The organism is Aliiruegeria haliotis (assembly GCF_003003255.1).
GTDB classification, from domain to species: domain Bacteria; phylum Pseudomonadota; class Alphaproteobacteria; order Rhodobacterales; family Rhodobacteraceae; genus Tropicimonas; species Tropicimonas haliotis.
Window position 1 is genome coordinate 523,081 of sequence record NZ_PVTD01000002.1, and the last position, 22,306, is coordinate 545,386.

General features: G+C 63.7%; 19 protein-coding genes. 9 read left to right on the top strand and 10 right to left on the bottom strand.

Features of this window, described 5'->3' with window-relative positions; all coding sequences use genetic code 11:
• Position 1: 1 nt before the first annotated feature.
• Entirely contained in the window at positions 2–2,896 is a 2,895-nt protein-coding gene (locus CLV78_RS07790; protein ID WP_245924872.1) for a monovalent cation/H+ antiporter subunit A, read from the bottom strand.
• Positions 2,897–3,257: 361 nt separating this feature from the next.
• Positions 3,258–4,484, bottom strand: a complete 1,227-nt coding sequence (locus CLV78_RS07795; protein ID WP_106204216.1) for an acyl-CoA dehydrogenase — start codon at positions 4,482–4,484, stop codon at positions 3,258–3,260.
• Between the two features lie 220 nt (positions 4,485–4,704).
• Between CLV78_RS07795 and CLV78_RS07800 the strand changes: the two genes are divergently transcribed.
• The 7 genes from CLV78_RS07800 to CLV78_RS07830 all read left to right on the top strand — a co-directional run bounded on the left by CLV78_RS07800 (position 4,705) and on the right by CLV78_RS07830 (position 10,041).
• A complete protein-coding gene (locus CLV78_RS07800) occupies positions 4,705–4,944 on the top strand; it encodes an Lrp/AsnC ligand binding domain-containing protein (RefSeq protein ID WP_106204217.1) in 240 nt (79 codons plus the stop codon).
• A gap of 43 nt (positions 4,945–4,987) precedes the next feature.
• Positions 4,988–6,130: an ABC transporter substrate-binding protein gene (locus CLV78_RS07805; protein WP_106204218.1), complete on the top strand. Its 1,143-nt coding sequence runs from the start codon at positions 4,988–4,990 to the stop codon at positions 6,128–6,130.
• 295 nt (positions 6,131–6,425) lie between these two features.
• Positions 6,426–6,710: a hypothetical protein gene (locus CLV78_RS23620; protein WP_146136662.1), complete on the top strand. Its 285-nt coding sequence runs from the start codon at positions 6,426–6,428 to the stop codon at positions 6,708–6,710.
• A complete protein-coding gene (locus CLV78_RS07815; RefSeq protein WP_106204220.1) occupies positions 6,707–7,630 on the top strand; it encodes a branched-chain amino acid ABC transporter permease in 924 nt (307 codons plus the stop codon). Before CLV78_RS23620 ends, CLV78_RS07815 begins: the two co-directional genes overlap by 4 nt.
• Complete coding sequence (locus CLV78_RS07820; RefSeq protein ID WP_106204221.1) at positions 7,627–8,607, top strand: branched-chain amino acid ABC transporter permease; 981 nt, start codon at positions 7,627–7,629, stop codon at positions 8,605–8,607. Before CLV78_RS07815 ends, CLV78_RS07820 begins: the two co-directional genes overlap by 4 nt.
• Positions 8,600–9,349, top strand: coding sequence for an ABC transporter ATP-binding protein (locus tag CLV78_RS07825; RefSeq protein WP_106204222.1), 750 nt, complete (start codon positions 8,600–8,602; stop codon positions 9,347–9,349). Before CLV78_RS07820 ends, CLV78_RS07825 begins: the two co-directional genes overlap by 8 nt.
• A complete protein-coding gene (locus CLV78_RS07830; RefSeq protein ID WP_106204223.1) occupies positions 9,346–10,041 on the top strand; it encodes an ABC transporter ATP-binding protein in 696 nt (231 codons plus the stop codon). Before CLV78_RS07825 ends, CLV78_RS07830 begins: the two co-directional genes overlap by 4 nt.
• Positions 10,042–10,121: 80 nt before the next feature.
• Here the strand turns inward: CLV78_RS07830 and CLV78_RS07835 are convergent, their stop codons facing one another.
• From CLV78_RS07835 to CLV78_RS07860, 6 genes are all read right to left on the bottom strand, one after another.
• Positions 10,122–10,946 carry a lysophospholipid acyltransferase family protein gene (locus CLV78_RS07835; RefSeq protein ID WP_106204224.1) on the bottom strand — a complete coding sequence of 275 codons (825 nt, stop codon included), beginning with the start codon at positions 10,944–10,946 and terminating at the stop codon, positions 10,122–10,124.
• A gap of 86 nt (positions 10,947–11,032) precedes the next feature.
• Positions 11,033–11,983: an ABC transporter substrate-binding protein gene (locus tag CLV78_RS07840; protein WP_170111655.1), complete on the bottom strand. Its 951-nt coding sequence runs from the start codon at positions 11,981–11,983 to the stop codon at positions 11,033–11,035.
• 50 nt (positions 11,984–12,033) lie between these two features.
• Entirely contained in the window at positions 12,034–13,041 is a 1,008-nt protein-coding gene (locus CLV78_RS07845) for an ABC transporter permease (protein WP_106204225.1), read from the bottom strand.
• Complete coding sequence (locus CLV78_RS07850) at positions 13,028–14,581, bottom strand: sugar ABC transporter ATP-binding protein (RefSeq protein WP_106204226.1); 1,554 nt, start codon at positions 14,579–14,581, stop codon at positions 13,028–13,030. The genes CLV78_RS07845 and CLV78_RS07850 overlap by 14 nt, the downstream gene beginning before the upstream one ends.
• Positions 14,582–14,588: 7 nt before the next feature.
• Entirely contained in the window at positions 14,589–15,734 is a 1,146-nt protein-coding gene (locus CLV78_RS07855; RefSeq protein WP_106204227.1) for a Gfo/Idh/MocA family protein, read from the bottom strand.
• Positions 15,735–15,736: 2 nt separating this feature from the next.
• Positions 15,737–16,789, bottom strand: a complete 1,053-nt coding sequence (locus tag CLV78_RS07860) for a sugar phosphate isomerase/epimerase family protein (protein ID WP_106204228.1) — start codon at positions 16,787–16,789, stop codon at positions 15,737–15,739.
• 186 nt (positions 16,790–16,975) lie between these two features.
• Here CLV78_RS07860 and CLV78_RS07865 point away from each other — a divergent pair, with 186 nt between their 5' ends.
• A complete protein-coding gene (locus tag CLV78_RS07865; RefSeq protein ID WP_106204229.1) occupies positions 16,976–18,025 on the top strand; it encodes a LacI family DNA-binding transcriptional regulator in 1,050 nt (349 codons plus the stop codon).
• Between the two features lie 16 nt (positions 18,026–18,041).
• Positions 18,042–19,364 (top strand): cytochrome-c peroxidase, encoded by a 1,323-nt coding sequence (locus CLV78_RS07870; protein ID WP_106204230.1) that lies wholly within the window; start codon positions 18,042–18,044, stop codon positions 19,362–19,364.
• A gap of 21 nt (positions 19,365–19,385) precedes the next feature.
• Here CLV78_RS07870 and CLV78_RS07875 read toward each other — a convergent pair whose 3' ends face one another.
• Both CLV78_RS07875 and CLV78_RS07880 read right to left on the bottom strand, forming a co-directional pair.
• Positions 19,386–20,945 carry a CRTAC1 family protein gene (locus CLV78_RS07875; protein ID WP_106204231.1) on the bottom strand — a complete coding sequence of 520 codons (1,560 nt, stop codon included), beginning with the start codon at positions 20,943–20,945 and terminating at the stop codon, positions 19,386–19,388.
• Positions 20,942–22,213 (bottom strand): ROK family transcriptional regulator, encoded by a 1,272-nt coding sequence (locus CLV78_RS07880; RefSeq protein WP_245924874.1) that lies wholly within the window; start codon positions 22,211–22,213, stop codon positions 20,942–20,944. The genes CLV78_RS07875 and CLV78_RS07880 overlap by 4 nt, the downstream gene beginning before the upstream one ends.
• Between the last annotated feature and the right edge of the window lie 93 nt (positions 22,214–22,306).

Genomic DNA, 22,306 nt, shown 5'->3' on the forward strand with positions numbered 1-22,306 from the left:
GTCAGATCTGCTCCTCTTCCCGCTCGGGCGCCGAGGGGTCGTAGTCCATTGGGGCAATGTTCACCGTCTCACCTGTGCGCCGCGCGATCCGGCTGAGGCAATAAAGCGCCAGCATCACCGCGCCCACGACCGTCAGGAAAACGCCGAGGTCGAAGGCCATTGCGGTCGCGAGCTCGAACTCCTCGATTGGCGGGAAATGGAAATAGCCATACCAGCTTGTCAGGAACGGACGGCTGGCAAACCATGCCCCAACCCCCGTGATGGCGGCGATCAGCACGCCCCAGCCGATGAAACTGTGATAGGGAATGCGCTGCCGCTCCTGCGCCCACGCAAAGCCCGAGGCCATGTATTGCATCAGCAGCGCGATGGCGACGACCAGCCCGGCAATGAACCCGCCACCCGGCATATTATGCCCGCGCAGGAAGATATAGACGCCAACCATGAGCGAGATCGGCATCATCAGCCGGGTCGCAACCACCATCATCAGCGGATGCCGGTCCTTGGAATAGACGCTGTCGTGGACCCAGTTGATCAGCCTGCGGGAGGCCTTGCCCTCCATCAGCGCCTCCTCCAGCGCGTAAATGGTGAGCGCCGCGATCCCGAGTACGATGATCTCGCCGAAAGTATCGTAGCCCCGGAAGTCCACAAGGATCACGTTGACGACATTGGTGCCACCACCGCCGGGCTTGGCATTGGTCCAGTAATAGTCCGAGATGGTCGTGAAATCCCGCGTCATCAGCGCGTAGGCCAGCGCGCCGACGGCAAGTCCGGCCACGCTCGCGATGCTGAGGTCCCGCATGCGTCGGCTGAGGCCGCTTTCGCGTGGCGTTTGCTTGGGCAGGAAGTGCAGCGCCAGCAGCAGCAGGATCAGTGTAACGACCTCGACCGTGACCTGGGTCAGCGCGAGGTCCGGTGCGGAGAGCCGAACGAACACGACGGAAACGATCAGCCCGTTGATTCCGATCAGCACCAGCGTCAGAAGGCGCGACCGGTGGTAGTTCACGATGGCGATCGTCGACGCGCAGAGCAGCACGGCCCCGACCACGTCGACGATCGTGACGGGCAGCAGATCGCGCGTGCCGGCCATGTGCTCGCCCTGCAAAAACGCGTAGATCCCGGCCGCGATCGTCGCAACACCGAAGATCGCCACGTACTTGGTGATCCGCCCGTTGTGAAGGTTTGCCGATAGGCGGGCCGCGGCAGCGGTCGTGCCATCGACGACGTTGTCAAACATGGCCTTCGCATCCGGATGCGGCAGACGGGCCCAGAAACGCTCCAGGGCCGGGTAGGAGGCGATCAGGGCCAGACCACCGAGCGTCGCGATCACGCTCATCCCAAGTGCCGGAGTGAAGCCGTGCCAGATCTTGAGCTTGTGAAGGTGCAGGTGCTCCCCGGTGACGGCATCGGCCACAACCTGAAGGAAGGGCCCGACGGTCGCCTGCGGTACAATCCCGATGACGATCACCATCGCTGCCAGCAACGCCGGCGCGATGTACATCCCGAAGGGCGGATCATGTGGATGACTGGGGTAGTCCTGCCGTTCCGGTCCGAGGAAGACATGGGCGATATAGCGGAAGGAATAGGTCGCCGAAAGCAGGCCGCCAAGGGTCGCCAGCACCGGCACCAGGAACGGGTTGCCGGCCCAGACGGTATGGACGGCCTCCTCCAGCATCAGCTCCTTCGACAAGAAACCGTTGAAGAACGGCAGCCCAGCCATGGAAAGCGAGGTGATGATGGCGATGGTGGCCGTGATCGGCATCAGGTGGCGCAGCCCGCCGAGCCGCTTGATGGAACGGGTGTGCGTCTCGTGATCGACAATCCCGGCCGTCATGAAGAGCGCCGCCTTGAAGATCGTGTGATTCATGATGTGGAACACCGCCGCCGTCGCCGCGGTCGTGGTGCCGAACCCCAGCAGCATGGTGATGAATCCGAGGTGGCTGACGGTGGAAAAGGCCAGCAGCGCCTTGATGTCATCCTTGAAGATCGCGATCCAGGCGCCGACCAGCATCGTCACCAGGCCGGTTGTGCCGACGATGTAGAACCATGCATCGGTTCCCGAAAGAACCGGCCAGAGCCGCGCCATCAGGAAGAGCCCGGCCTTCACCATCGTGGCGGAATGCAGGTAGGCGGACACCGGCGTCGGAGCCGCCATGGCATGTGGCAGCCAGAAGTGGAACGGGAATTGCGCGGACTTCGTGAAAGCCCCGAGCAGGATCAGGATCAACGCAGGGATGTAGAGCGGCGAGGCCTGGATTTCCTCGCGCTGGTGCAGGATGTCGGTCAGGTCATAGCTGCCGACGATGCTGCCCAGCAGCAGCACACCACCGATCAGGGCAAGCCCGCCCATGCCAGTCACCGCAAGGGCCATGCGCGCGCCCTGTCGTCCGGCAACCGTATGTTTCCAGTAGCCGATCAACAGGAAAGAGGACAGCGACGTCAGTTCCCAGAACACCACCATCAGCAGGATGTTGTCGCTGAGCACGATCCCGAGCATCGCCCCCTGGAACAGCATAAGGTAGGTGTAGAACTGTCCGATCGGATCATCGCGATCGAGGTAGAACCGCGCGTAAAGGATGATCAGCAGACCGATCCCGAGGATCATGCAGGCAAAGAGAAACCCGAGCCCGTCTAGCAGGAAATTCGCATTGAGCCCCAGCATCGGCAGCCAGTCGATGTGAAAGACCACCGCCTCCCCCGCAAAGACACTCGGCGACAACGTCAGCAGGAGTATCAGGGCCGAGAGCGTGGCCCAGCCGGCAGATAGCGCGCAGGCGTCGCGTCCGGCGCGGATCATCAACCCGGGGAAAAGCGCGCCTATGAATGGTAGAGCCGCAATCAGGGCAAGCGTCACATCCGAATGCGCTGTCACCATGTGTCCCCCGGGGTCTGTCGCCATTTGTGGCAGATCTTGGTCGCGGTCAGCATGGCCAACCCATGTTGGCGATTTGTAGGGTCTTCGGCGGGAAAAGCAAATCGATCCCTGCCTGCCTGCCGGGCGTCCGGGCACATTGGGCTTTGGCAGCGTCCCCGCTTCGGCTTTGCGTGCGCCGGTTCACCCCAGGTCAGGCAAAAGGCATATCACAAGTTTTTCAATGCATTACACCGCTTGAATTCGACGCACGCTCACAGTGGACAACACTGGAAATACCATCCATGCATCGTAACACCGCGAGGATCAGGGGAGGGTAAAACGCCATCCGGCCAAACGCTGTGCCCTCCCCATCTTTCGAAGAGAACGGGCACAGCGTGTGGTATGACTACTGGAAAGCCTGCAACCCGGTCTGAGCCCGCCCGAGGATGAGCGCGTGGACATCATGTGTCCCCTCGTAGGTATTCACGGCCTCCAGGTTCATGACGTGCCGGATCACGCCATATTCATCGGACACGCCGTTGCCGCCCAGCATGTCGCGAGCCTCTCGCGCGATGGCAAGCGACTTGCCGCAATTGTTGCGCTTCATCATGGAAACCAGCTCCGCCGGGGCACGATGGTCGTCCATCAGCCGACCGAGCCGCAGCACGCCCTGAAGGCCCAGCGCGATTTCGGTCTGCATATCGGCCAGCTTCTTCTGAATCAGTTGCGTCGCGGCCAGCGGGCGACCGAACTGCTTGCGATCGAGCGTGTATTGCCGCGCGGTATGCCAGCAAAACTCGGCCGCGCCGAGCGCGCCCCAGGCGATGCCGTACCGCGCACGGTTGAGGCAGCCAAATGGCCCGGCCAGCCCCTGAGCCTCCGGCAGCAAGTTCTCCTCCGGCACGAACACCTCGTCCATCTGGATCATCCCGGTCACGGAGGCCCGCAAGCTGAACTTGCCCTCGATTTTCGGGGTCTCCAGCCCCTTCATCCCACGCTCCAGCAGGAAGCCCTTGATCTTGCCGTCATGTGCATCGGATTTCGCCCAGACCACACAGATATCGGCGATGGGAGAGTTGGTGATCCAGTTCTTCGCGCCCGACACGAGGTAGCCGCCGTCAACGGGCTTCGCGCGGGTGACCATGGATCCCGGGTCCGAGCCGTGGTCTGGCTCGGTCAGACCGAAACACCCGATCATCTCGCCGGTCGCGAGTTCGGGCAGGAACCTCTTGCGCTGTTCCTCGGTGCCATAGGCAAAGATCGGGTGCATCACGAGCGAAGACTGCACCGACATTGCGGAGCGATAGCCGGAATCGACCCGTTCGACCTCCCGTGCAACCAGCCCGTAGGAGGTATAGTTCACCCCCGCCCCGCCATATTCCTCAGGAATGGTCGACCCAAGAAGGCCAAGCGCGCCAAGCTCGGTCATGATCTCGCGGTCGAAAACCTCGTTGCGGTTCGCGTCGATCACGCGGCTGGCCAAGCCGTCCTGGCAATAGGCATGGGCGGCATCGCGGATCATCCGCTCCTCTTCGCTCAACTGCTCTTCCAGCAGGAAGGGGTCTTCCCAGACAAGCGACGCCGGTTTGGCGCGTGCGGTTTCGGGCGTGTTTGCATGTGCTTTGTCGAGCATGACGTACTGAACCTCCCGGATGGACATCGGGCGCACCGCTGGTGCGCAACACTCTGGCTGCGATGCCTACTCCGAATATCGATGGCACACCAAGGCTTTTCCGCCGCACCGGACTGGATGCTGCCGCAACGTCCCGGACCGTGGCCGCCCGGCGCGGGTCCCCCCTTGCGCTCGGCCCGCTTTCGGCGATTGTGGGACAACGCATCCAGGGAGCCCCGCCATGAGCCAATGTGTCTTCATTCAGATCCGCTGTGCGCCCGGCACCACCTACGAGGTCGCCGATGCCATCGCGCTGAAGGAAATCCACTCCGAGCTGTATTCCACCAGCGGGGAATACGACCTGCTGCTCAAGCTCTACATTCCCGAGGACGCGGATGTCGGCCATTTCATCAATGCCAATGTCGCAAGCATTCCCAATATCCAACGGACATTGACCACGATGACATTCCGGGCATTCTGAGGCCCGTACAAAAAACCAAAAACGAACCCAACGGGAGACAAACATGAAAAAGGTCGGAATTCTGACCGCAGCCTGCGCTGCGGCCCTGTTCGCCGGCGCCTCTGCGCAGGCGGGCGACGTCAAGGTCGGCATGATCACAACGCTGTCTGGCGGCGGCGCGGGGCTCGGCATCGACGTCCGCGACGGCTTCGAGCTGGCGCTCAAACAGGCAGGCGCGGACAATATCGAACTGGTGATCGAGGATGACCAGCGCAAGCCCGACGTGGCCGTTCAACTCGCAGACAAGTTGATCCAGTCGGAGCAGGTCGACGTGCTCACCGGCATCATCTGGTCCAACCTCGCCATGGCGGTGGTGCCGGCGGCGACGGCGCAGGGCAAGTTCTACCTGTCACCCAATGCCGGCCCCTCGGCGCTTGCCGGAAAGGGCTGCCACGAGAACTACTTCAACGTGGCCTGGCAGAACGACAATCTGCACGAGGCCGCCGGTGCCTATGCCAAGGACACCGGCTACAAGAACTCCTTCATCCTGGCGCCCAACTACCCCGCCGGGAAGGATGCGCTGACCGGCTACAAGCGGTTCTACGACGGGGACCTGGCCGGCGAGATCTACACCAAGCTCGGCCAGACCGACTATGCCGCGGAAATCGCCCAGATCCGCGCATCCGGCGCCGACAGCGTGTTTTTCTTCCTGCCCGGTGGCATGGGGATTGCCTTCCTCAAGCAATATGCCCAGTCCGGCGTGGATCTGCCCGTCGTCGGCCCGGCCTTCAGCTTCGACCAGGGCATTCTGCAAGCTGTCGGAGAAGCGGCACTCGGGGTGAAGAACACCTCGCAGTGGTCCAAGGACATCGACAATCCTGCGAATGCAGCCTTCGTGGAAGGATTCCAGGCCGAGTATGGTCGCCTGCCGTCGCTCTATGCCAGCCAGGGCTATGACACGGCGAACCTTTTGATCTCCGCCGCAGCCAAGGCCGACGTTGCCGATGCGGACGCTTTCCGCGCCGCCCTCGCGGCCGCCGAGTTCGACAGTGTGCGCGGTGCCTTCAAGTTCGGCCCGAACCATCACCCGATCCAGGACATCTACGTCCGTGAGGTGATCAAGGAAGGCGATGTCTACACCAACAAGATCATTGCCACCGGCCTCGCCGACCACGCCGACGCCTACGCCGGCGATTGCAAGTTCTGAACCTGACCGGGGCCACCCTGCCCGGCAGGGCGGCCCCGACACCCCGAGGTCCCACGTGCTCTACACGCTTGCACTTCCCCGGTGGTCGCCACCCGATGCCGACCGCCTTGCCACCGGGCATACCCGCCACCAGCCAGAGAAATATCCGTGCACCACTGGCCGTGCAGGGCTCCAAATCGGGCGCGATGCAAGACCCTTCTACAGAACTGCGCACCGGATCCGGTACACAGCCGCGACCAACCGGCCAGTTTTTGCATGCATCGCCAATGTCACGACGCGACGTAGGATCAACGCCGTGAGCATCCGCGACCCCGAAACCGGGATAGCTGTACTGGCCCGGTCGGACGTCCCGCCTCAGCGTGCCCCCGTGGCCGCCGATATCTACGAAGGTGCAAACCATGCGCCCAGCGTCGCCGTCTGTCGGGCCGAAGGCACCGACAGGTTCGCGGCCAATGCAGACGCGAATGTCCCGCCTCCCGCAGCCCCGACCCGCAACCTGCCAGCTATGGATCCCGTCGACGGGATCATTCCCGTGCGATCAGGAGCCGCCTTCGCGATGGAAGGTGCGGATCGCCCATGACTTCGCTCCTCCTCGCCGAGCAAGTCCTGAACGGGCTGCAATTCGGCATGATGCTGTTTCTGATGTCCGCCGGGCTGACCCTCGTCTTTGGTGTCATGGGGCTGATTAACCTCGCCCATGGCTCCTTTTACATGATCGGCGCCTTCGCCTGTGCCTCGGTCGCTATGGCAACCGGGTCGTGGTTTCTGGGCCTTGCGGCGAGCCTCGCAGCCGCCGCCGTGGCCGGAGTGCTGGTGGAGTTGCTGGTCATCCGGCGGTTGTATGACCGGGACCACCTCGATCAGGTGCTGGCGACATTCGCGCTGATCCTCGTCTTTTCCGAAGGCACCCGCTACCTCTTCGGCTCCTTCCCGCTGTTTCTTGACGTGCCCGCCGCATTGTCCGGCGCCGTGACGCTGCCCGGCGGAATCGCGTACCCGGTCTACCGACTGGCCATCATCGCAGCCGGGATCGCCGTGGCCATCGGCCTGTTCTGGCTGGTCGGCCGCACCCGCCTCGGCATTCGCATTCGCGCGGGCGAAGCTGACCGGGAAATGATCGCGGCGCTCGGTGTCGATATCGACCGGCTCTACACCATCGTCTTCGCCCTCGGCGCCGCACTCGCTGGCTTCGCCGGCGCTATGCTCGGGACGATCCAGTCGGTTCAGGTCGGCATGGGCGAGCCCGTCCTGATCCTCGCCTTTGTCGTCATCGTGATCGGCGGAATCGGCTCGATCAAGGGCGCGCTCATTGGCTCGATGCTCGTAGGGCTGACCGACACGCTCGGCCGTACGCTACTGCCGGTCGCCTTTAGCACCATCCTTCCCCCCTCCGACGCGAATGCCGTGGGCTCCGCCCTCGCCTCCCTGCTCATCTACGTGCTGATGGCCGGCATTCTCGTGTTTCGCCCTTCGGGCCTCTATGGGGGGCGCAGCGCATGATCCCCGAACGCTGGCTCAACCTGGGCGTCCTGACTCTTCTGGCCGCCGTGCCCCTCGTCGCAAGCCTCGCCGGTCAACCCTTCACCGTGACGCTGGCCACCAAGATCGCCATCTTCGCGCTGGCCGCCACCGGGCTGAATATCGCGCTTGGCCTCGGTGGGCTGGTCTCTTTCGGCCATGCGGCCTTTTTCGGCGTTGGTGGCTATGCCTGCGGGATCCTCGCCAGCCATGCCCGCAACTACGAACCACTATCGACCTGGCCCTGGGACATCGAGGGCACCACGCAGATGCTCACCATCTGGCCCATCGCGGTCCTGCTCGGTGGTCTCGCGGCGTTGGTCATCGGGGCCCTTTCGCTGCGCACGTCGGGCATCTTCTTCATCATGATCACACTCGCCTTCGCGCAGATGTTGTACTACTTCGCGATTTCCTGGCCGACCTACGGCGGTGAGGACGGGCTGCCTTTCTACTTGCGTGGCGATTTCCCGGGCCTGAACACGATGGACCCGATCCAGTTCTTCGGCATCTGTTTCGCCCTGTTGCTGGCCGCCCTGTTCACGTTCCACCGCCTGCACCGCGCACGTTTCGGCCTCTCCCTCGAAGCTGCCCGCCAGAACCCGGAGCGCCTGCGCAGCCTCGGAATTCGTCCATTTCATGTGCGGCTCCTGGCCTTCGTCATCTCCGGCATGATCACCGCCTTGGCCGGGGCGCTCTATGCCGATCTCAACCGTTTCGTGTCCCCGGCGATGCTCTCCTGGCACCTGAGCGGCGAGTTGATCGTGCTGATCGTCCTCGGGGGCGTCGGTCGCCTCTGCGGTCCCGTGGTGGGCGCGGCGGCTTACTTCCTCCTGGAACACTGGGCGGGTGCGGCCAGCGAATACTGGCAATTCTGGTTCGGCCTGTTGCTGCTGGGCGTTGTTCTCTTTGCCCGGGGCGGGATCGTGGGCGCGTTGGCGAAGGATCATACCCATGACTGAGCCGATCCTGACCACCCGCAGCCTTCGAAAGTCCTTCGGCGCACTGGCGGCGACCGACGATGTCTCCCTCGATCTGCGTCCGGGCGAAATCCACGCGCTGATCGGCCCGAACGGCGCTGGCAAGTCCACCCTGATCAAGCAGATCGCCGGTGAGATCGCCCCCGACAGCGGTACGATTCATTTTGCCGGGCAGGACATCACCACGAAACATGCCGCCGCCCGCGCCCGGCTGGGCATGGCACGCACCTACCAGATCTCTTCCGTAGCGCCGGATTTCACCGTTTTGCAGAACGTCGTCCTGTCACTGGTTGCACGTCACCACGGGGCATTCGGCCTCTTTCGCAACGTGTTGAAGGACCGCCGCCTGACAGACGCCGCACGGGAGCACATTGCCCGCGCAGGCCTGTCCGGGCGGGAACGACAGCGCGCCACCGACCTGTCACACGGAGAGCGCCGCCGTCTGGAGATCGCCATGGCGCTTGCGCAATCCCCGAAGCTGTTCCTGCTCGACGAACCGATGGCCGGACTGGGCACCGAGGGCGCGAGCGAGCTGACCGGGTTGCTCGACGGGCTCCGGCAGCAAGCCCCGATCCTGCTGGTCGAACACGACATGGACGCCGTGTTCGCCCTGGCGGACCGGATCTCCGTGCTGGTCTACGGCCGGGTCATCGCAACCGGCACCGTCGCGGAAATCCGCGCCAATGCAGAGGTGCGCACGGCCTACCTGGGGGAGGACGCATGACCGCGCCGCTGCTGAAACTGGACAATGTCTCGGCGGCCTACGGCGCGGCGGAAGTGCTCTTCGATCTGTCCTTCGACATCGCCCCGGGAGAGATCGTCGCCCTGATGGGGCGAAACGGCATGGGCAAGACCACCACGATCCGCACGATCTGCCGGATGCTCGGATCCACGCATGGCCACATCACCTTCGACGGCCATGAACTCACCAGCATGAGCGCCCACAAGGCGGCGCAACTCGGGCTCGGGCTGGTGCCCGAAGGGCGGCGCTGCTTTGCCCCCCTTACTGTGGCAGAGAACCTGACCGTTGCGTCCCGCCCGGGCCCCTGGGACCTCGCGGCCGTCACCACCCTGTTTCCCCGCCTGCGCGAACGGCTTGGCCAGAGTGCCGGCTCGCTTTCCGGTGGCGAGCAACAGATGCTTGCCATCGGCCGTGCGCTGATGACCAACCCGCGCCTCCTGCTGCTCGACGAGGCCACCGAGGGGCTGGCTCCCGTGGTCCGGCAGGAGATCTGGGCGGCCATCGGCGAACTGGCGGACACCGCCGCCCTCTCCATCCTGATCGTCGACAAGAGCTTGCGGGAACTGCGCGCCCTCGCGCATCGCGCGGTGATCCTCGAAAAGGGCCGGAAGGCCTGGGAAGGGCCTATAGATGCCTTGACCGACGATATCAGCGCACGACACCTCGGGGTCTGAGCGCACCGCCCTGTACCCGCGCCCATCGCGCGAAGCGCTCAGGAGGAATGGCGCGACACGCGCCGCCGCCGGGTTGGATGTCAGCCAGACAGGCCGTCGTATGCCTGCACCATCGCGCCCCGCAAACGGGCAACCTCCGCATCGACCTCGGCCTCCGCATTGCAGTGAAACGTATCCAGCACCTCGATCCGGATCACGCCGGGCCGTGGCACGATCGCCTTGCGCGGCAGCAGCAGGTCGGAATTTGCGATCACCACCGGACGAATGGACCTGCCTGTCTCCCGCGCGACAAGGACCGCGCCCGCCTTGAACACGCCCAGCCCGTCGTCCCGTGCCCGTGTCCCCTCCGGAAACAGGATCAGGGAGCGGCGCGCTGGCATGGTCCGAACAGCTTCGACAAGCACCTGAAGTGCCTGGCTGCCGCTCTTTCGGTCAATCTCTACCAGGCCGGCAGCACGGAAACCGCGGCCCAGCAGTGCTTTCTGGAACAATTCCTTCTTCGCCCCGAAGGTTACCCACTTCTCGCGCGGGACATTGGAAAGCAGTGCAAACCCGTCGAGATGACTGCGGTGGTTGACCACGAAAAGAGAGTTCACATCCCCGGCCATGCGTTTCACGCTGCCCTCGCTGATGTCCACCCGGATGCTCAGCAACCACAGCAACCAGCCGCAGGACCGCGGCACGAGGCACCAGTACCAGGCACGAAACCCCTTGCGGTTCTCGCAGACATAGGGCGCGGCACAGACAAAGAGGAAGATCGCCGGGCCGGCAACAAGGAGCGCGAGACGCTTCAGCAACGTGATCAACTGTTTTCCGATCGGGATGGAGGCAACGGCAGCCAGCAGGCCGGTGATCCCCGGAGACCACAAGTCGCGTTGGACATCGGGAGCAAACCCGTCCCGCATCCTGAACCACGAGTCAACAACGAAGAACGCCCGGCCAACCGGCCGGGCGCTCCCCTTTCTGCACTGTCAGATCGAAATTCTGCCGATCAGAACGGGCTGTCCGGATAGTAGAACTTCTCGGCGTTTTCCTGTGTGATCAGGACCGACCCGATGACGAACTTGCCGGACACCGGTGCATTGGATACGAAGTTCAGCGCCGTCATTTCGATGGCCGTGGCGGACATCGACGGCGGATAGGTCACGTTGGCCTTGATCGTCGGGTCACCATCGGCAACGCGCTTGATCATTTCCTTCATGCCGGCGCCACCAAGCACCCACATCTCGTCCGTGCGGCCGGCTTCCTTCATCGCGCCCAGCACACCGATGGCCATGTCGTCATCAGACGCCCAGACGGCGTCGATTTCCGGGTACTTCGAGAGGAAGTCCTGCATCACGGTGAATGCGTCATCGCGGTTCCAGTTGCCGTGCTCCATCGCAAGGATCTCGATGCCGGAGCCTTCGATCGCGGCCTTGAAACCGTCAACACGTTCGTTGTCGATCGTGGTCGGGATGCCGCGCAGAACAACGATCTTGCCGCCATCGGGCATCATTTCCTTGAAGAACATGCCGGACGTGTAGCCGAAGCCGGGGTTGTCGCCCGCCACGTACAGATCTTCGATACCATCTTCGGACAGGCCACGGTCGATCACCGTCACCCATGCGCCGCTTTCCTTCACGCGCTTGACCGGGGCGGTCAGCGGCTCGGATTCGAAGGGCAGCACGACGAGCGCATCGATATTACGGGTCGCCATCATGTCTTCGATGTCGTTGACCTGCTTGGCCGGATCAGAGGCCGTTGCCAGCACAAAATCCAGCTCGGGGTAGGTGGCTTCCAGCCGCTCGACGGTCGTCTTTGCGTGGAAGTTCATGCCACCGGCCCAGCCATGGGTCGCGGCCGGAATGGACACGCCGATCACGGTGGTGTCCGCAGCAATCGCTACGCCTGCGGCCATCATGGTCGCAATCGCGGTGGCACCGAACAGATGCTTCATTTTCATGGTCTCTCTCTCCCTTTTGCAGTTTGCCCCGCGACGGGGCGCTCTTCCCGTCAGCGGGATGACGTCCTGGCGCGCTGCAGCACGACAGCCAGAATGATGATCACGCCCTGGATCGCCCCGTTCAGGTAGGGGCTCACAAGATCCGTGAGATTGAGGATATTGTCGATCAGGCCAAGGATCAGCACGCCGACCACCGTGCCCCAGACCCGGCCATAGCCGCCCGACAGCAAGGTGCCGCCGATGATCACGGCCGCGATGGTTTCCAGTTCCCACAACAGGCCGGTCGAGTTCGAGGCCGATCCGAGCCGCGGCACATAGAGAACCGAGGCCAGCCCGACCAGAACACCGAGCACGATGTAGGTCATCAGCCGCACGTTCTTCACATGCACGGCCGAATAACGTGCGACCTGCTCGTTGGAGCCAATCGCTGCGCAGTGCCGGCCATAGGCGGTGTGGCGCATGGCTATCTCGCCCAGCACCGCCACCACCGCAAAGACGATGATAGGCCAGCGGATGCCGAACAACCCGCCGTAGTAGACCGGCTCGTAGATGGACCCGAGCGAGAAGTTGAGCGAGATCGTCCCGCCATCAGCCATCCAGGTGACGAGGCTGCGGAAGATCACCATCATGCCCAGCGTCACGATGAAGGCCTCGATCCCCATTCGGGTGATCAGGATGCCGTTCAGCGCCCCCGCCGCGGCGCCCAGCATCAGGCCTACCCCCATACCGACAAGGATCACGCCCCAGGTCGTGCCGAGCGCTGGGATCAGCCCGTTCATCACCATGATCATGATGCCGGCGATGAAGGCCGTCATGGAGCCGACCGACAGGTCCAGCCCGCCCGCGGTGATCACAAAGGTCATACCGACAGCCATGATGCCGATGAAGGCGGACCGCGACAGAACGTTGGTGATGTTCTTGGAGGCGAGGAAATCAGGGTTCAGCAGGTAGCCAATCACGACCAGCGCGATCAGCGCCAGGATCGGCCCAAGCGCCTGTATGTCGAATTTGAACCCGCCCTTGCCCGGGGCATTCGTGGTCGTCTCAGCCATGGCCATTGCCCTTCTTGTCCAGTCCCATTGCGAGGCGCACGATGGTGTCCTCGTTCACGTCTGCGCCGGTCACCTCGCCGGCAATCTCGCCGCGCCGCATCACGCAGACCCGGTCGCACAACCCGATCACCTCCGTCATCTCCGAAGAGATCACGATCACCGAATGGCCTGCCTCCGCCAATTGGTGGATGAAGGTGTAGAACTGCTGCTTGGTGCCGACATCGATGCCTCGGGTGGGCTCGTCGATGATGACGATCTGCGGCTCTGCCAGCATGATCTTGGCCAGCAGAACCTTTTGCTGGTTGCCGCCCGACATGTTTCCAACCAGCACGTCCCGAGACGGTGCGCGAATATCGAAATCCACGATCGCCTTGTCGAGCGCGGCCTCCTCGGCGGCGCCGTCGATCAGCACGTTGGTAAACTTTTTCAACGCCAGTAGCGTCAGGTTGCGGCGCATGTCCTGTGTCAGGATCAACCCGTTTTCCTTGCGATCCTCCGGCAGGTAGACCAGCCCGGCGTTGACGGCATCTTCGGCGGAGTGGATCTTCACGGGCGCCCCGTTGATGGCAACCGATCCGCTTGCGGAGCGGACGCCGAACAGCCCTTCCATCAACTCGGTACGTCCTGAGCCGACCAGCCCGGCAAATCCGAGGATCTCGCCGCGTTCGAGGGCAAAGGACACATTCTTCACGATCGAGCCGACCGAGAAGTTCGCCACGTCCAGGACCGTTTCGGCTCCGCTCGCCGGACGTTTGGCGGGGAACATGTCGGATAGCTCCCGCCCGACCATGGCCTCCGCCATCTGGTCCTCGTCCATTTCGCCGCGAAGCGCCGTGCGAACGATGTGACCGTCGCGCATCACGGTGACTCGGTCGGCAATGCGCGCGACCTCGTCGAGCTTGTGCGAGGTGTAGAGGATCGCGGTGCCCTCGGCCTTCAGCCGCTCGATCTGCTTGAAGAGCACTTCGGTCTCACGCGTGGTCAGCGCGGCCGTCGGCTCGTCCATGATCAGCACGCGCGCCTTGCGGGAAAGCGCCTTGGCGATCTCGACCATCTGCTTCTCCGGCACGGAGATGTCAGCCGTCTTGGCGCGCGGGTCGATCGGCGTCTCCAGCCGCTCCAGCAGTTCCCGGGTCTTCGCCCGCATGCTGCCGTGATCCAGCAGCCAGCCCTTGCGCAGTTCATGGCCAAGAAAGATGTTCTGTTCCACGCTCAGCAATTGGGCGAGGTTGAATTCCTGGTGGATGAGCGTCACGCCCATCGCCTCCGCCTCGCGCGAACGGGAAAAAGTCACGGGCGCGCCGTCCAGAACGATCTCGCCGGCGGAAGCCGCGAGATAGCCGGACATGATCTTCATCGTGGTTGACTTGCCGGCGCCGTTCTCGCCGATCAGGGCATGGACCTCGCCCGGGTGAAGCTCGATCGAGATGTCATGGAGGATCTGGATCGGACCGAAAGAACGCTGCACATTGAGCAGCGCCAATGTGGGCGCCGCAGGCGAGGTGGCCTGCGACTGTCCTTCAGGTGTGGCGATTGCCGGGTTCATGCGCGCCTCACGCCAGCTTGACCCAGGCCGCATCCCGAGCCGAGGAGCGGACACAGGCATCGACGAAAGAGACACCGGCCAGCCCGTCCTCGACGGTGGGGAAGACGACATCGGCCGGGACCGGGTCTCCGGCCATCTTCGCACGAATGGCCCTGGCGGCTTCCGTGTAGATGTTGGCGAAGCCCTCCAGGTAGCCCTCCGGGTGGCCACCGGGCGTGCGCGACACGCGGGCCGCGACATCGCGGGCGCCAGCCCCACCGCGGGTCAGCAGCCGCTTGGGCTCGCCGAACGGCGTGAACCAGAGGTAGTTCGGGTCTTCCTGCGACCATTCCAGCCCGCCCTTGGTGCCATAGACCCGCAGCTTGAGTGCGTTCTCGTTGCCCGGGGCGACCTGGCTGCACCAGAGCATCCCCCGCGCGCCGCCCTTGTAGCGCAGCATGACGTGACCGTTGTCATCCACACGCCGCCCATCGACAAAGCTCTGCAGGTCGGCAGACAGCATGTCCAGTTCCAACCCGGTCACGAAACCGGCGAGGTTGAAGGCATGGGTACCGATGTCGCCCGTTGAGCCCCCTGCCCCGGAACGTTCCGGATCCGTGCGCCACTCGGATTGCTTGTTCTGCCCGGATTGCTCTTCGGGCTCGGTGAGCCAATCCTGCGGATACTCTACCTGCACGACGCGCAACTCGCCCAACTCGCCGTTCGCAACCATCTCGCGGGCCTGACGGACCATCGGGTAGCCGGTGTAGTTGTGCGTCAGCACGAAGAGTGCGTCGCTCTCGTTCGCGATCTTCACCAGCTTGCGGGCGTCGGGAAGAGTGCTGGTCAGCGGCTTGTCGCAGATCACGTGGATGCCGCGCTTGAGGAATTCCCGCGCGGCCGGGTAATGCACGTGGTTCGGTGTGACGATGGCCACGGCATCGATGCCGCCCTTGATCCGGTTCTCCCGGATCGCCATTTCGCGGAAATCGCCATAGATCCGGTCGGGCGCAAGTCCAAGCGCCTCGCCGCTGGCCTTTGCCCGTTCCGGAGTGGAGGACAAGGCCCCGGCGACCAGTTCGAATTCCCCGTCAATCCGGGAGGCGATGCGGTGCACCGCGCCGATGAAGGCGTCGTTGCCGCCGCCGACCATGCCAAGCTTCAACGGTGCCATGTTCAGATCCCCAGCATTTTCTTGTTGCCTTCCTCGTCGGTCCCGCCGTCGGCGAAATCGTCAAAGGCTTTTTCGGTGACGCGGATGATGTGATCCTTGACGAACTGCGCGCCTTCGCGCGCACCATCCTCAGGATGCTTCAGGCAGCATTCCCACTCGACCACGGCCCAGCCGTCGAAGTCGATGGCGGCCATCTTGGAGAAGATCGCGCCAAAATCGCACTGGCCATCGCCGAGGCTGCGGAAACGACCCGCGCGGTCGACCCAGCTCTGGTAACCGGAATAGACACCTTGCCGGCCGGTCGGGTTGAACTCGGCGTCCTTGACGTGGAACATGCCGATCCGATCCTTGTAGATGTCGATATTGTCAAGATAATCAAGGCACTGCAGCACGTAGTGGCTGGGATCATAGAGCATCATCGCACGAGCGTGGTTGCCGACCCGCTCCAGGAACATCTCGTAGGTGACGCCGTCGTGCAGGTCCTCGCCCGGATGGATCTCGTAGCAGACATTCACACCGCAATCTTCTGCATGATCGAGGATCGGCTTCCAGCGCCGGGCCAGTTCGTCAAAAGCAGTTTCGACGAGGCCCGCAGGACGCTGTGGCCAGGGGTAGATGTAGGGCCAGGCCAGCGCGCCGGAGAACGTAGCATGGGCGCCGATGCCCATGTTGCGCGAGGCCGTCAGGGCCTTCTTGACCTGATCGACGGCCCATTCCTGCCGCGCCTTCGGGTTGCCACGCACTTCCGGGGCCGCAAAACCGTCGAATGCCGTGTCATAAGCAGGATGCACGGCCACCAACTGGCCTTGAAGGTGGGTGGACAACTCCGTCACCTCGACACCGTTCTCGGCCGCCTTGCCCTTGAACTCGTCGCAGTAGTCCTTGCTTTCGGCGGCCTTGGCCAGGTCGATCAGCCGTCCGTCCCAGGAAGGAACCTGTACACCGATGTAGCCGCAATCGGCGGCCCATTTGGTGATGCTGTCCCAGGAATTGAACGGCGCCTCATCGCCGGCGAACTGCGCCAGGAATAGAGCCGGTCCCTTGATCGTCTTCATCGCACAACCTCCTCGGCCGGGATGAGCGGCGCGCATGTCGCGCAGCCCTCCTCCGGCATTTGCGAATCGCAGATGTAATCCTTTACATCGCGATCATACGAGGTATGTAATCGTTTACAAGATCCAATTCTTGCAACTATTGTGCTGCCACCTTCGCGTGAGAGAAAAGGCGCAGGGATTTGAAAAATGGGTGAAAACGGCGCTCGCGCGCCCTCGATTCGCGATGTTGCCCAGGCCGCGGGGGTCTCGACCGCCACGGTAAGCCGAACCTTGTCCAACCCCGACGTGGTAAGCGAAGGCACGCGGGAGGCCGTGTTCCGCGCAATTCGAGACACCGGCTACATCGTGAATGTGGCGGCCCGCAACCTGCGCAAGCGCGAGACCGGCGCCATAGCCGTGCTGGTTCCGAATATCGCCAACCCGTTTTTCTCCCGCATCCTCTCCGGCATCGCCGAAGTGATGAGCGAGGCCGGCTACAACGTGCTGATCACCGACACAACGCCGATGTCGCTCGATGACCACCGCTTCCCGGAGTATTTCAGCCACAACCTGACCGACGGGCTGATTATTCTCGATGGCATGCTGAACAAGGACCTGCTTCTCAATCGGGGCGCACCGGAGGTACGGGCGCCGATGGTCTTTGCCTGCGAATGGATCGATGAGGTCCCGCGCCCCACGGTCACCGTGGACAATCACGAGGCCTGCGGCATCGCCGTCCGCCACCTGATCGACCTCGGGCATCGCCGGATCGGCCATTTGGGCGGCCCTCCGGATAATGTGCTGTCGAAACACAGGATGCGCGGCGGCCGCGAGGCACTGCACACCAATGGGCTGCCCCACCGGCGCGACTGGGTCTACGAAGGTGATTTCACGCTGCGCTCCGGCGCGAAGATCGCAAACCAGTGGCTGGCGCAATCCGACAGGCCCACGGCCGTCTATTGCGCCAGCGACGAGATGGCGATGGGCTTCATCGCGGAGCTCAACCGCAAGGGGGTCCGCGTTCCGGACGAGGTTTCCGTGCTGGGCTTCGACGACCTGGAGATTGCGGAGCATTTCGTGCCGCCCCTGACAACCGTGCACCAACCCCGCGTTGCCATCGGCCGCGCTGCCGCCCGGATGCTTCTTGAACGGATGAACACGGATCCCCGGGAACGTGTTCTTGGCCCGGTCCCGAGGGTTGTGCTTCCCATCACTCTCGTGGAACGTGGCAGCACGGCTCCGCCCCCATCCTCCTGACCAGCCAGGCTATCCCATGCGCGCCCCTGCCCTCCTTGCCTTCGTCCTGTTGCTTCCGTCACCGACCCCGGCGGCTGGCCCGCCACCTCCTGTGACCGACGAGATGTACCGCCAGGTCAACCCGGCGCTGGTGGATGTGGGGCACCTGCTGTTCTGGGATCCCATTCTGTCCGGCAACCGCAACATTTCCTGCGCCACCTGCCACCACCCTCGCTTCGGCACGTCCGATGGCGTGTCGCTGTCGCTGGGTGAGGGCGGAACGGGCCTCGGACCCGATCGCGTTCCCGACCCGGACAACATGCCGGAACAGCGCATCCCGCGGAACGCTCCGGCGCTGTTCAACCTCGGCGCGGAGGAGTTCACAACTCTGTTCCACGATGGCCGCATCCAGGCCGATCCGAGCCAGCCCAACGGGATTCGCACGCCGCTGGACCAGGAAATGGTACGGGGTTTTTCCGGAATCCTGTCGGCGCAGACCATGTTCCCCGTGCTCAGCCAGGACGAAATGGCCGGGCACTATGGCGAGAACGAAGTGTCCAAGGCCATCCGATCGGGCCGCCTGACCGGCATAGGCGGCGCCTGGGACCTGATCGCGGCGCGGGTCCGCGCCATTCCGGACTACCAGCAGGCATTCGAAGCCGCCCTGCCCGAGGTCGCCGCCGGACGGCCGGTGGCCTTCACCGATATCTCCAATGCCATCGCCGATTTCATCACCGTCGAGTGGCGCTCCGATGACAGTGCCTTTGACAGGCACCTTCGGGGCGAGGCCGCCTTGCAGGATGCCGCGCTTGCTGGGATGGAGCTTTTCTATGGTGAGGCCGGATGCAGCACCTGCCACAGCGGCCCCTTCCTGACGGACCACGATTTTCACGCCATGGGGGTGCCTCAGTTCGGCCCCGGCAAGGCCGAGCGTTTCGAGAACCACGCGCGCGACGAAGGAAGGTTCCGTGTCACAGGACGGGAGGAGGACCGCTATGCCTTCCTGACACCAAGCCTGCGCAACGTCGCCAAGACCGCCCCATACGGCCACACCGGATCGCATCGGGACCTCGCGGCCTTCGTCGCTTTCCACGCCAACCCTGCGGCGGCCCAATCCGATTTCGACCGCAATCAGCCGGTTCTTCAGGACTTCGACGGAAAGCCGATCTGGTCGTCGCTTGATGACAAGGCCGAAGTCGGCAGGATTTCCACTACGCTGGACGCAATACCCGTGGATCTTTCGGCGGAAGACGTCTCCGCAATCGTCGCCTTCCTGAACAGCTTGACCGACGAGCAGAGCGTCAGCGGCCGCCTCGGCATTCCGAAGAGCGTTCCCAGCGGCCTTCCCATCGACCGCTGAGCCAACAGGCGGCTCGGGGGGTCAGTTCCGGCGTATGATCCTGACATCGAGGCCGTGCTCCTCCTGCCGCCAGATCTCCACGGCATGGTTGGCCCCGACCGAAACCCACTCGCTCGCCTCGCCCTGAGGCCAGATCATGCGCAGTTCGACCGTCTCCGCCGCACCGAGGCCGAAGTGCTCGGCCAGCGCCACCCCGCTGACATGTCCACCGCCAACCGTGATTTCGCGCGCAACGACCGATCCATCGGGGCGGCGCAACTCGATCCACCCGCCGACGGCAAAGTCGTTCACCCCGACCTGGCGGGGCTGGACCGCGATCCAGTTTCCCGTAGCCTCGGTGACGTTGCGGTAGAGCTCCATTGGTGCCCTCCGATTGACCACGACAAGATCCAGACGCCCGTCGAGATCCAGGTCCGCAAGGGCCGCGCCACGCGATCTTTCGGTCGTCGCCACGCCGGCCTCGACCGAACGCTCCTCGAAGGTGCCATCCGCCCGCTGCAACAACAGGTTGTTGGGATCGTTTATCGCGTTGCTTGGCATCTGGTCGACATTGCCCTTCGCGATGAACAGGTCGTCGCGCCCATCGTTGTTCAGATCCCCGAAGGTCGCCGTCCAACCGGTGGAGGGGCGCCCGTCGTCACCGATATGCGGCCGCTGTGCAAAGGTGCCGATGGAATAGGGTGCCGGAACATACCCGGTCTCCCCTTCCGTCAGAAGGGTGAGTTGATCGGCCATCGACGTCAGGACGAGATCCGGCCGCCCGTCCCCGTTCAGATCCCGGCTGGCAATGCCCATGCCCCAGATCGAGAACCGTTTCCAGCCGTCATCGGGGCCGAGAAGAACCGGCGGACGCTCCATGCGCCACATCTGCTCCTCGCCACCGCGCACATAGTAGTGGCGGTCGTTCGACACCCGAAGGTCGGCACGACCCGACCGGGTCCAATCGGAAAACAACATCGAGAGGGCACAATGCCCAGGCTCAAGCAGCGTCGGGGTCCCGTAGGCGCGCCCGTCCGGACGGTGCAACTCGTTGACATCACAGGCCTCGAACGGGCCGTCGGGATCGCTGCGGTCGACGTAGTTTCCGATCGCCAGTGTCGGGATCCGCTGCCCTGCTTCCCAGGTGGCGGAGAAGGCCGTGGACCAGCGATCGCCCGCATCGAAGCCAGCCGCCCGGGTCGCATCCTCGAAACGGCAATCGCCCCGTCCCTGCAGGAGCACGTTCGGCCCGACACGCAGAACCGCCAGATCGAGCAGCCCGTCATCGTTGATGTCCACCGGATAGGCCCCGGTCACACCCGTCAACGCCGGCAGACCGCCAGTTTCGGCAAAGTCGAAACCTTGCTGTCCCTCGGTGCGATTGACGAACAGCCGCGCGGTCCCCTCGCCTCCTGCCACGAAGATGTCCGGGCGCTGATCGAGATTGCAGTCGAAGACAGCCACACCGCCGCCGACGAAGTGCTCCCAGCCGCCGCTGTAGACATGCTCGACCGGCAATGCGGCACTCTCGTCGGCGAAACGGACATCCTGCGCCGCCAGCGGCCCAGCGAGAAATACCGTCACCACGCATAGCGATCTCATTCGACCACCTCGGCGGACGTCCTTGCGTCCGTCACGGCAGAGAGCGCCAGCGTCGCCGCCCCACGCGCCCAGACCAGGTCGCCCCAGGCGTTGATTTCCACCCGTGGCAATTTGCGCCCCTTGTTCAACGTCAATTCCCGCACCTCTTTCAGCACATCCTCAGCATAGAGGTAGTCGTATCTCATCCTCGCTCCCGACAGGATCACCAATGATGGATCGAACAGGTTGATCACATTCGCGAGGCCTGCCGCCAGAAACCGCCCCGCGCGACGGAAGATGGTGCGCGCGGCCTCGTTGCCGGCCTTGGCCTGATCGTAGAGGCTTTCAAGAATGACCTGCGCCGAGCCGGATTCGGTGCGATGAAGATCAAGCGCCACGGAGGCCTCCCGCACCAGCGCATAGTCGGAGACATAGGCCTCCAGACAACCGCGTTGCCCGCATCGGCAAAGCGCGCCGTCGAGCTGCACCTTTGTGTGACCAAGCTCCATGCCGACCGAGTTTGCCCCTCGATACAGCCGGTGGTTCATCACAAGCCCCATCCCGACCCCGTATTCCTGCGTCACCACGGCGAAATCCGGCAGCCTCCGCCCCGCACCGTACCAAAGCTCCGCGAGTGTCAGCACGTTGGCGTCGTTGTCCACCTGGACGGGCAGCCCCATCCGCTCGGACATCATCCGCGCGATCGGGATTTCGAGCCCGCGCAGGATCGGCGACCAAAGGATCAGACCGCGGAAATGGTCCACGATCCCGGGAAGTCCCAATCCGACCGCGGAGATGGCCGACCGGTCCATGCCGGCCTCGGCCAGCATCCGGGTCAGCAATTCGTCGGCCTCCTCGACGAGCAGATCCACCTCCGTGCGCAGGCTGGGACGATGCAGCCGCGCCTCCGCCACCGGACGACCGGCAAAGTCGATGATCACACCGGTGTGCACGAGATCGCTGAGCTTGATCCCGACCACGTATCCCGCTTCGGGGCGGACGGCGAGCGCCACTGGCGGGCGGCCACGACTTCCGGGATCGCGCGGCGCCTCGACCTCCTTGAGCAACCCGCCCGCGATCAGGTCGGACACGATCGTGGTTACCGAGGCTGGCGACACGCTGAGATGCTTGGCCACATCGATTCGCGAAATCTGCCCGTGCGAGCGCACGCATTCGAAGATCTGCTGCCGGAGTGGCGGCACCGTGGAATCGTGTGCTGGCAAGATCGGGCCACACCCCGCCTGCAAGAGCGCGCTTGCCCCGCTTTCGTCCATTCCCGCCTGCATCATTCTTTCAATCATCCAATTAATGAACATTCTGCGCCGCAGAAAGATCCGAGAAACCTGCAGCAAGGCCACAATTTTCGGCGACATCTCCGCGCA

What these genes read in the sequence shown, in the direction of transcription:
- CLV78_RS07790 (WP_245924872.1), bottom strand. Translation starts at nt 2,896, where the DNA reads ATGGCGACAGACCCCGGGGGACACATGGTGACAGCGCATTCGGATGTG.
- CLV78_RS07795 (WP_106204216.1), bottom strand. Translation starts at nt 4,484, where the DNA reads ATGCTCGACAAAGCACATGCAAACACGCCCGAAACCGCACGCGCCAAA.
- CLV78_RS07800 (WP_106204217.1), top strand. Translation starts at nt 4,705, where the DNA reads ATGAGCCAATGTGTCTTCATTCAGATCCGCTGTGCGCCCGGCACCACC.
- CLV78_RS07805 (WP_106204218.1), top strand. Translation starts at nt 4,988, where the DNA reads ATGAAAAAGGTCGGAATTCTGACCGCAGCCTGCGCTGCGGCCCTGTTC.
- CLV78_RS07815 (WP_106204220.1), top strand. Translation starts at nt 6,707, where the DNA reads ATGACTTCGCTCCTCCTCGCCGAGCAAGTCCTGAACGGGCTGCAATTC.
- CLV78_RS07820 (WP_106204221.1), top strand. Translation starts at nt 7,627, where the DNA reads ATGATCCCCGAACGCTGGCTCAACCTGGGCGTCCTGACTCTTCTGGCC.
- CLV78_RS07825 (WP_106204222.1), top strand. Translation starts at nt 8,600, where the DNA reads ATGACTGAGCCGATCCTGACCACCCGCAGCCTTCGAAAGTCCTTCGGC.
- CLV78_RS07830 (WP_106204223.1), top strand. Translation starts at nt 9,346, where the DNA reads ATGACCGCGCCGCTGCTGAAACTGGACAATGTCTCGGCGGCCTACGGC.
- CLV78_RS07835 (WP_106204224.1), bottom strand. Translation starts at nt 10,946, where the DNA reads ATGCGGGACGGGTTTGCTCCCGATGTCCAACGCGACTTGTGGTCTCCG.
- CLV78_RS07840 (WP_170111655.1), bottom strand. Translation starts at nt 11,983, where the DNA reads ATGAAAATGAAGCATCTGTTCGGTGCCACCGCGATTGCGACCATGATG.
- CLV78_RS07845 (WP_106204225.1), bottom strand. Translation starts at nt 13,041, where the DNA reads ATGGCCATGGCTGAGACGACCACGAATGCCCCGGGCAAGGGCGGGTTC.
- CLV78_RS07850 (WP_106204226.1), bottom strand. Translation starts at nt 14,581, where the DNA reads ATGAACCCGGCAATCGCCACACCTGAAGGACAGTCGCAGGCCACCTCG.
- CLV78_RS07855 (WP_106204227.1), bottom strand. Translation starts at nt 15,734, where the DNA reads ATGGCACCGTTGAAGCTTGGCATGGTCGGCGGCGGCAACGACGCCTTC.
- CLV78_RS07860 (WP_106204228.1), bottom strand. Translation starts at nt 16,789, where the DNA reads ATGAAGACGATCAAGGGACCGGCTCTATTCCTGGCGCAGTTCGCCGGC.
- CLV78_RS07865 (WP_106204229.1), top strand. Translation starts at nt 16,976, where the DNA reads ATGGGTGAAAACGGCGCTCGCGCGCCCTCGATTCGCGATGTTGCCCAG.
- CLV78_RS07870 (WP_106204230.1), top strand. Translation starts at nt 18,042, where the DNA reads ATGCGCGCCCCTGCCCTCCTTGCCTTCGTCCTGTTGCTTCCGTCACCG.
- CLV78_RS07875 (WP_106204231.1), bottom strand. Translation starts at nt 20,945, where the DNA reads ATGAGATCGCTATGCGTGGTGACGGTATTTCTCGCTGGGCCGCTGGCG.
- CLV78_RS07880 (WP_245924874.1), bottom strand. Translation starts at nt 22,213, where the DNA reads ATGATGCAGGCGGGAATGGACGAAAGCGGGGCAAGCGCGCTCTTGCAG.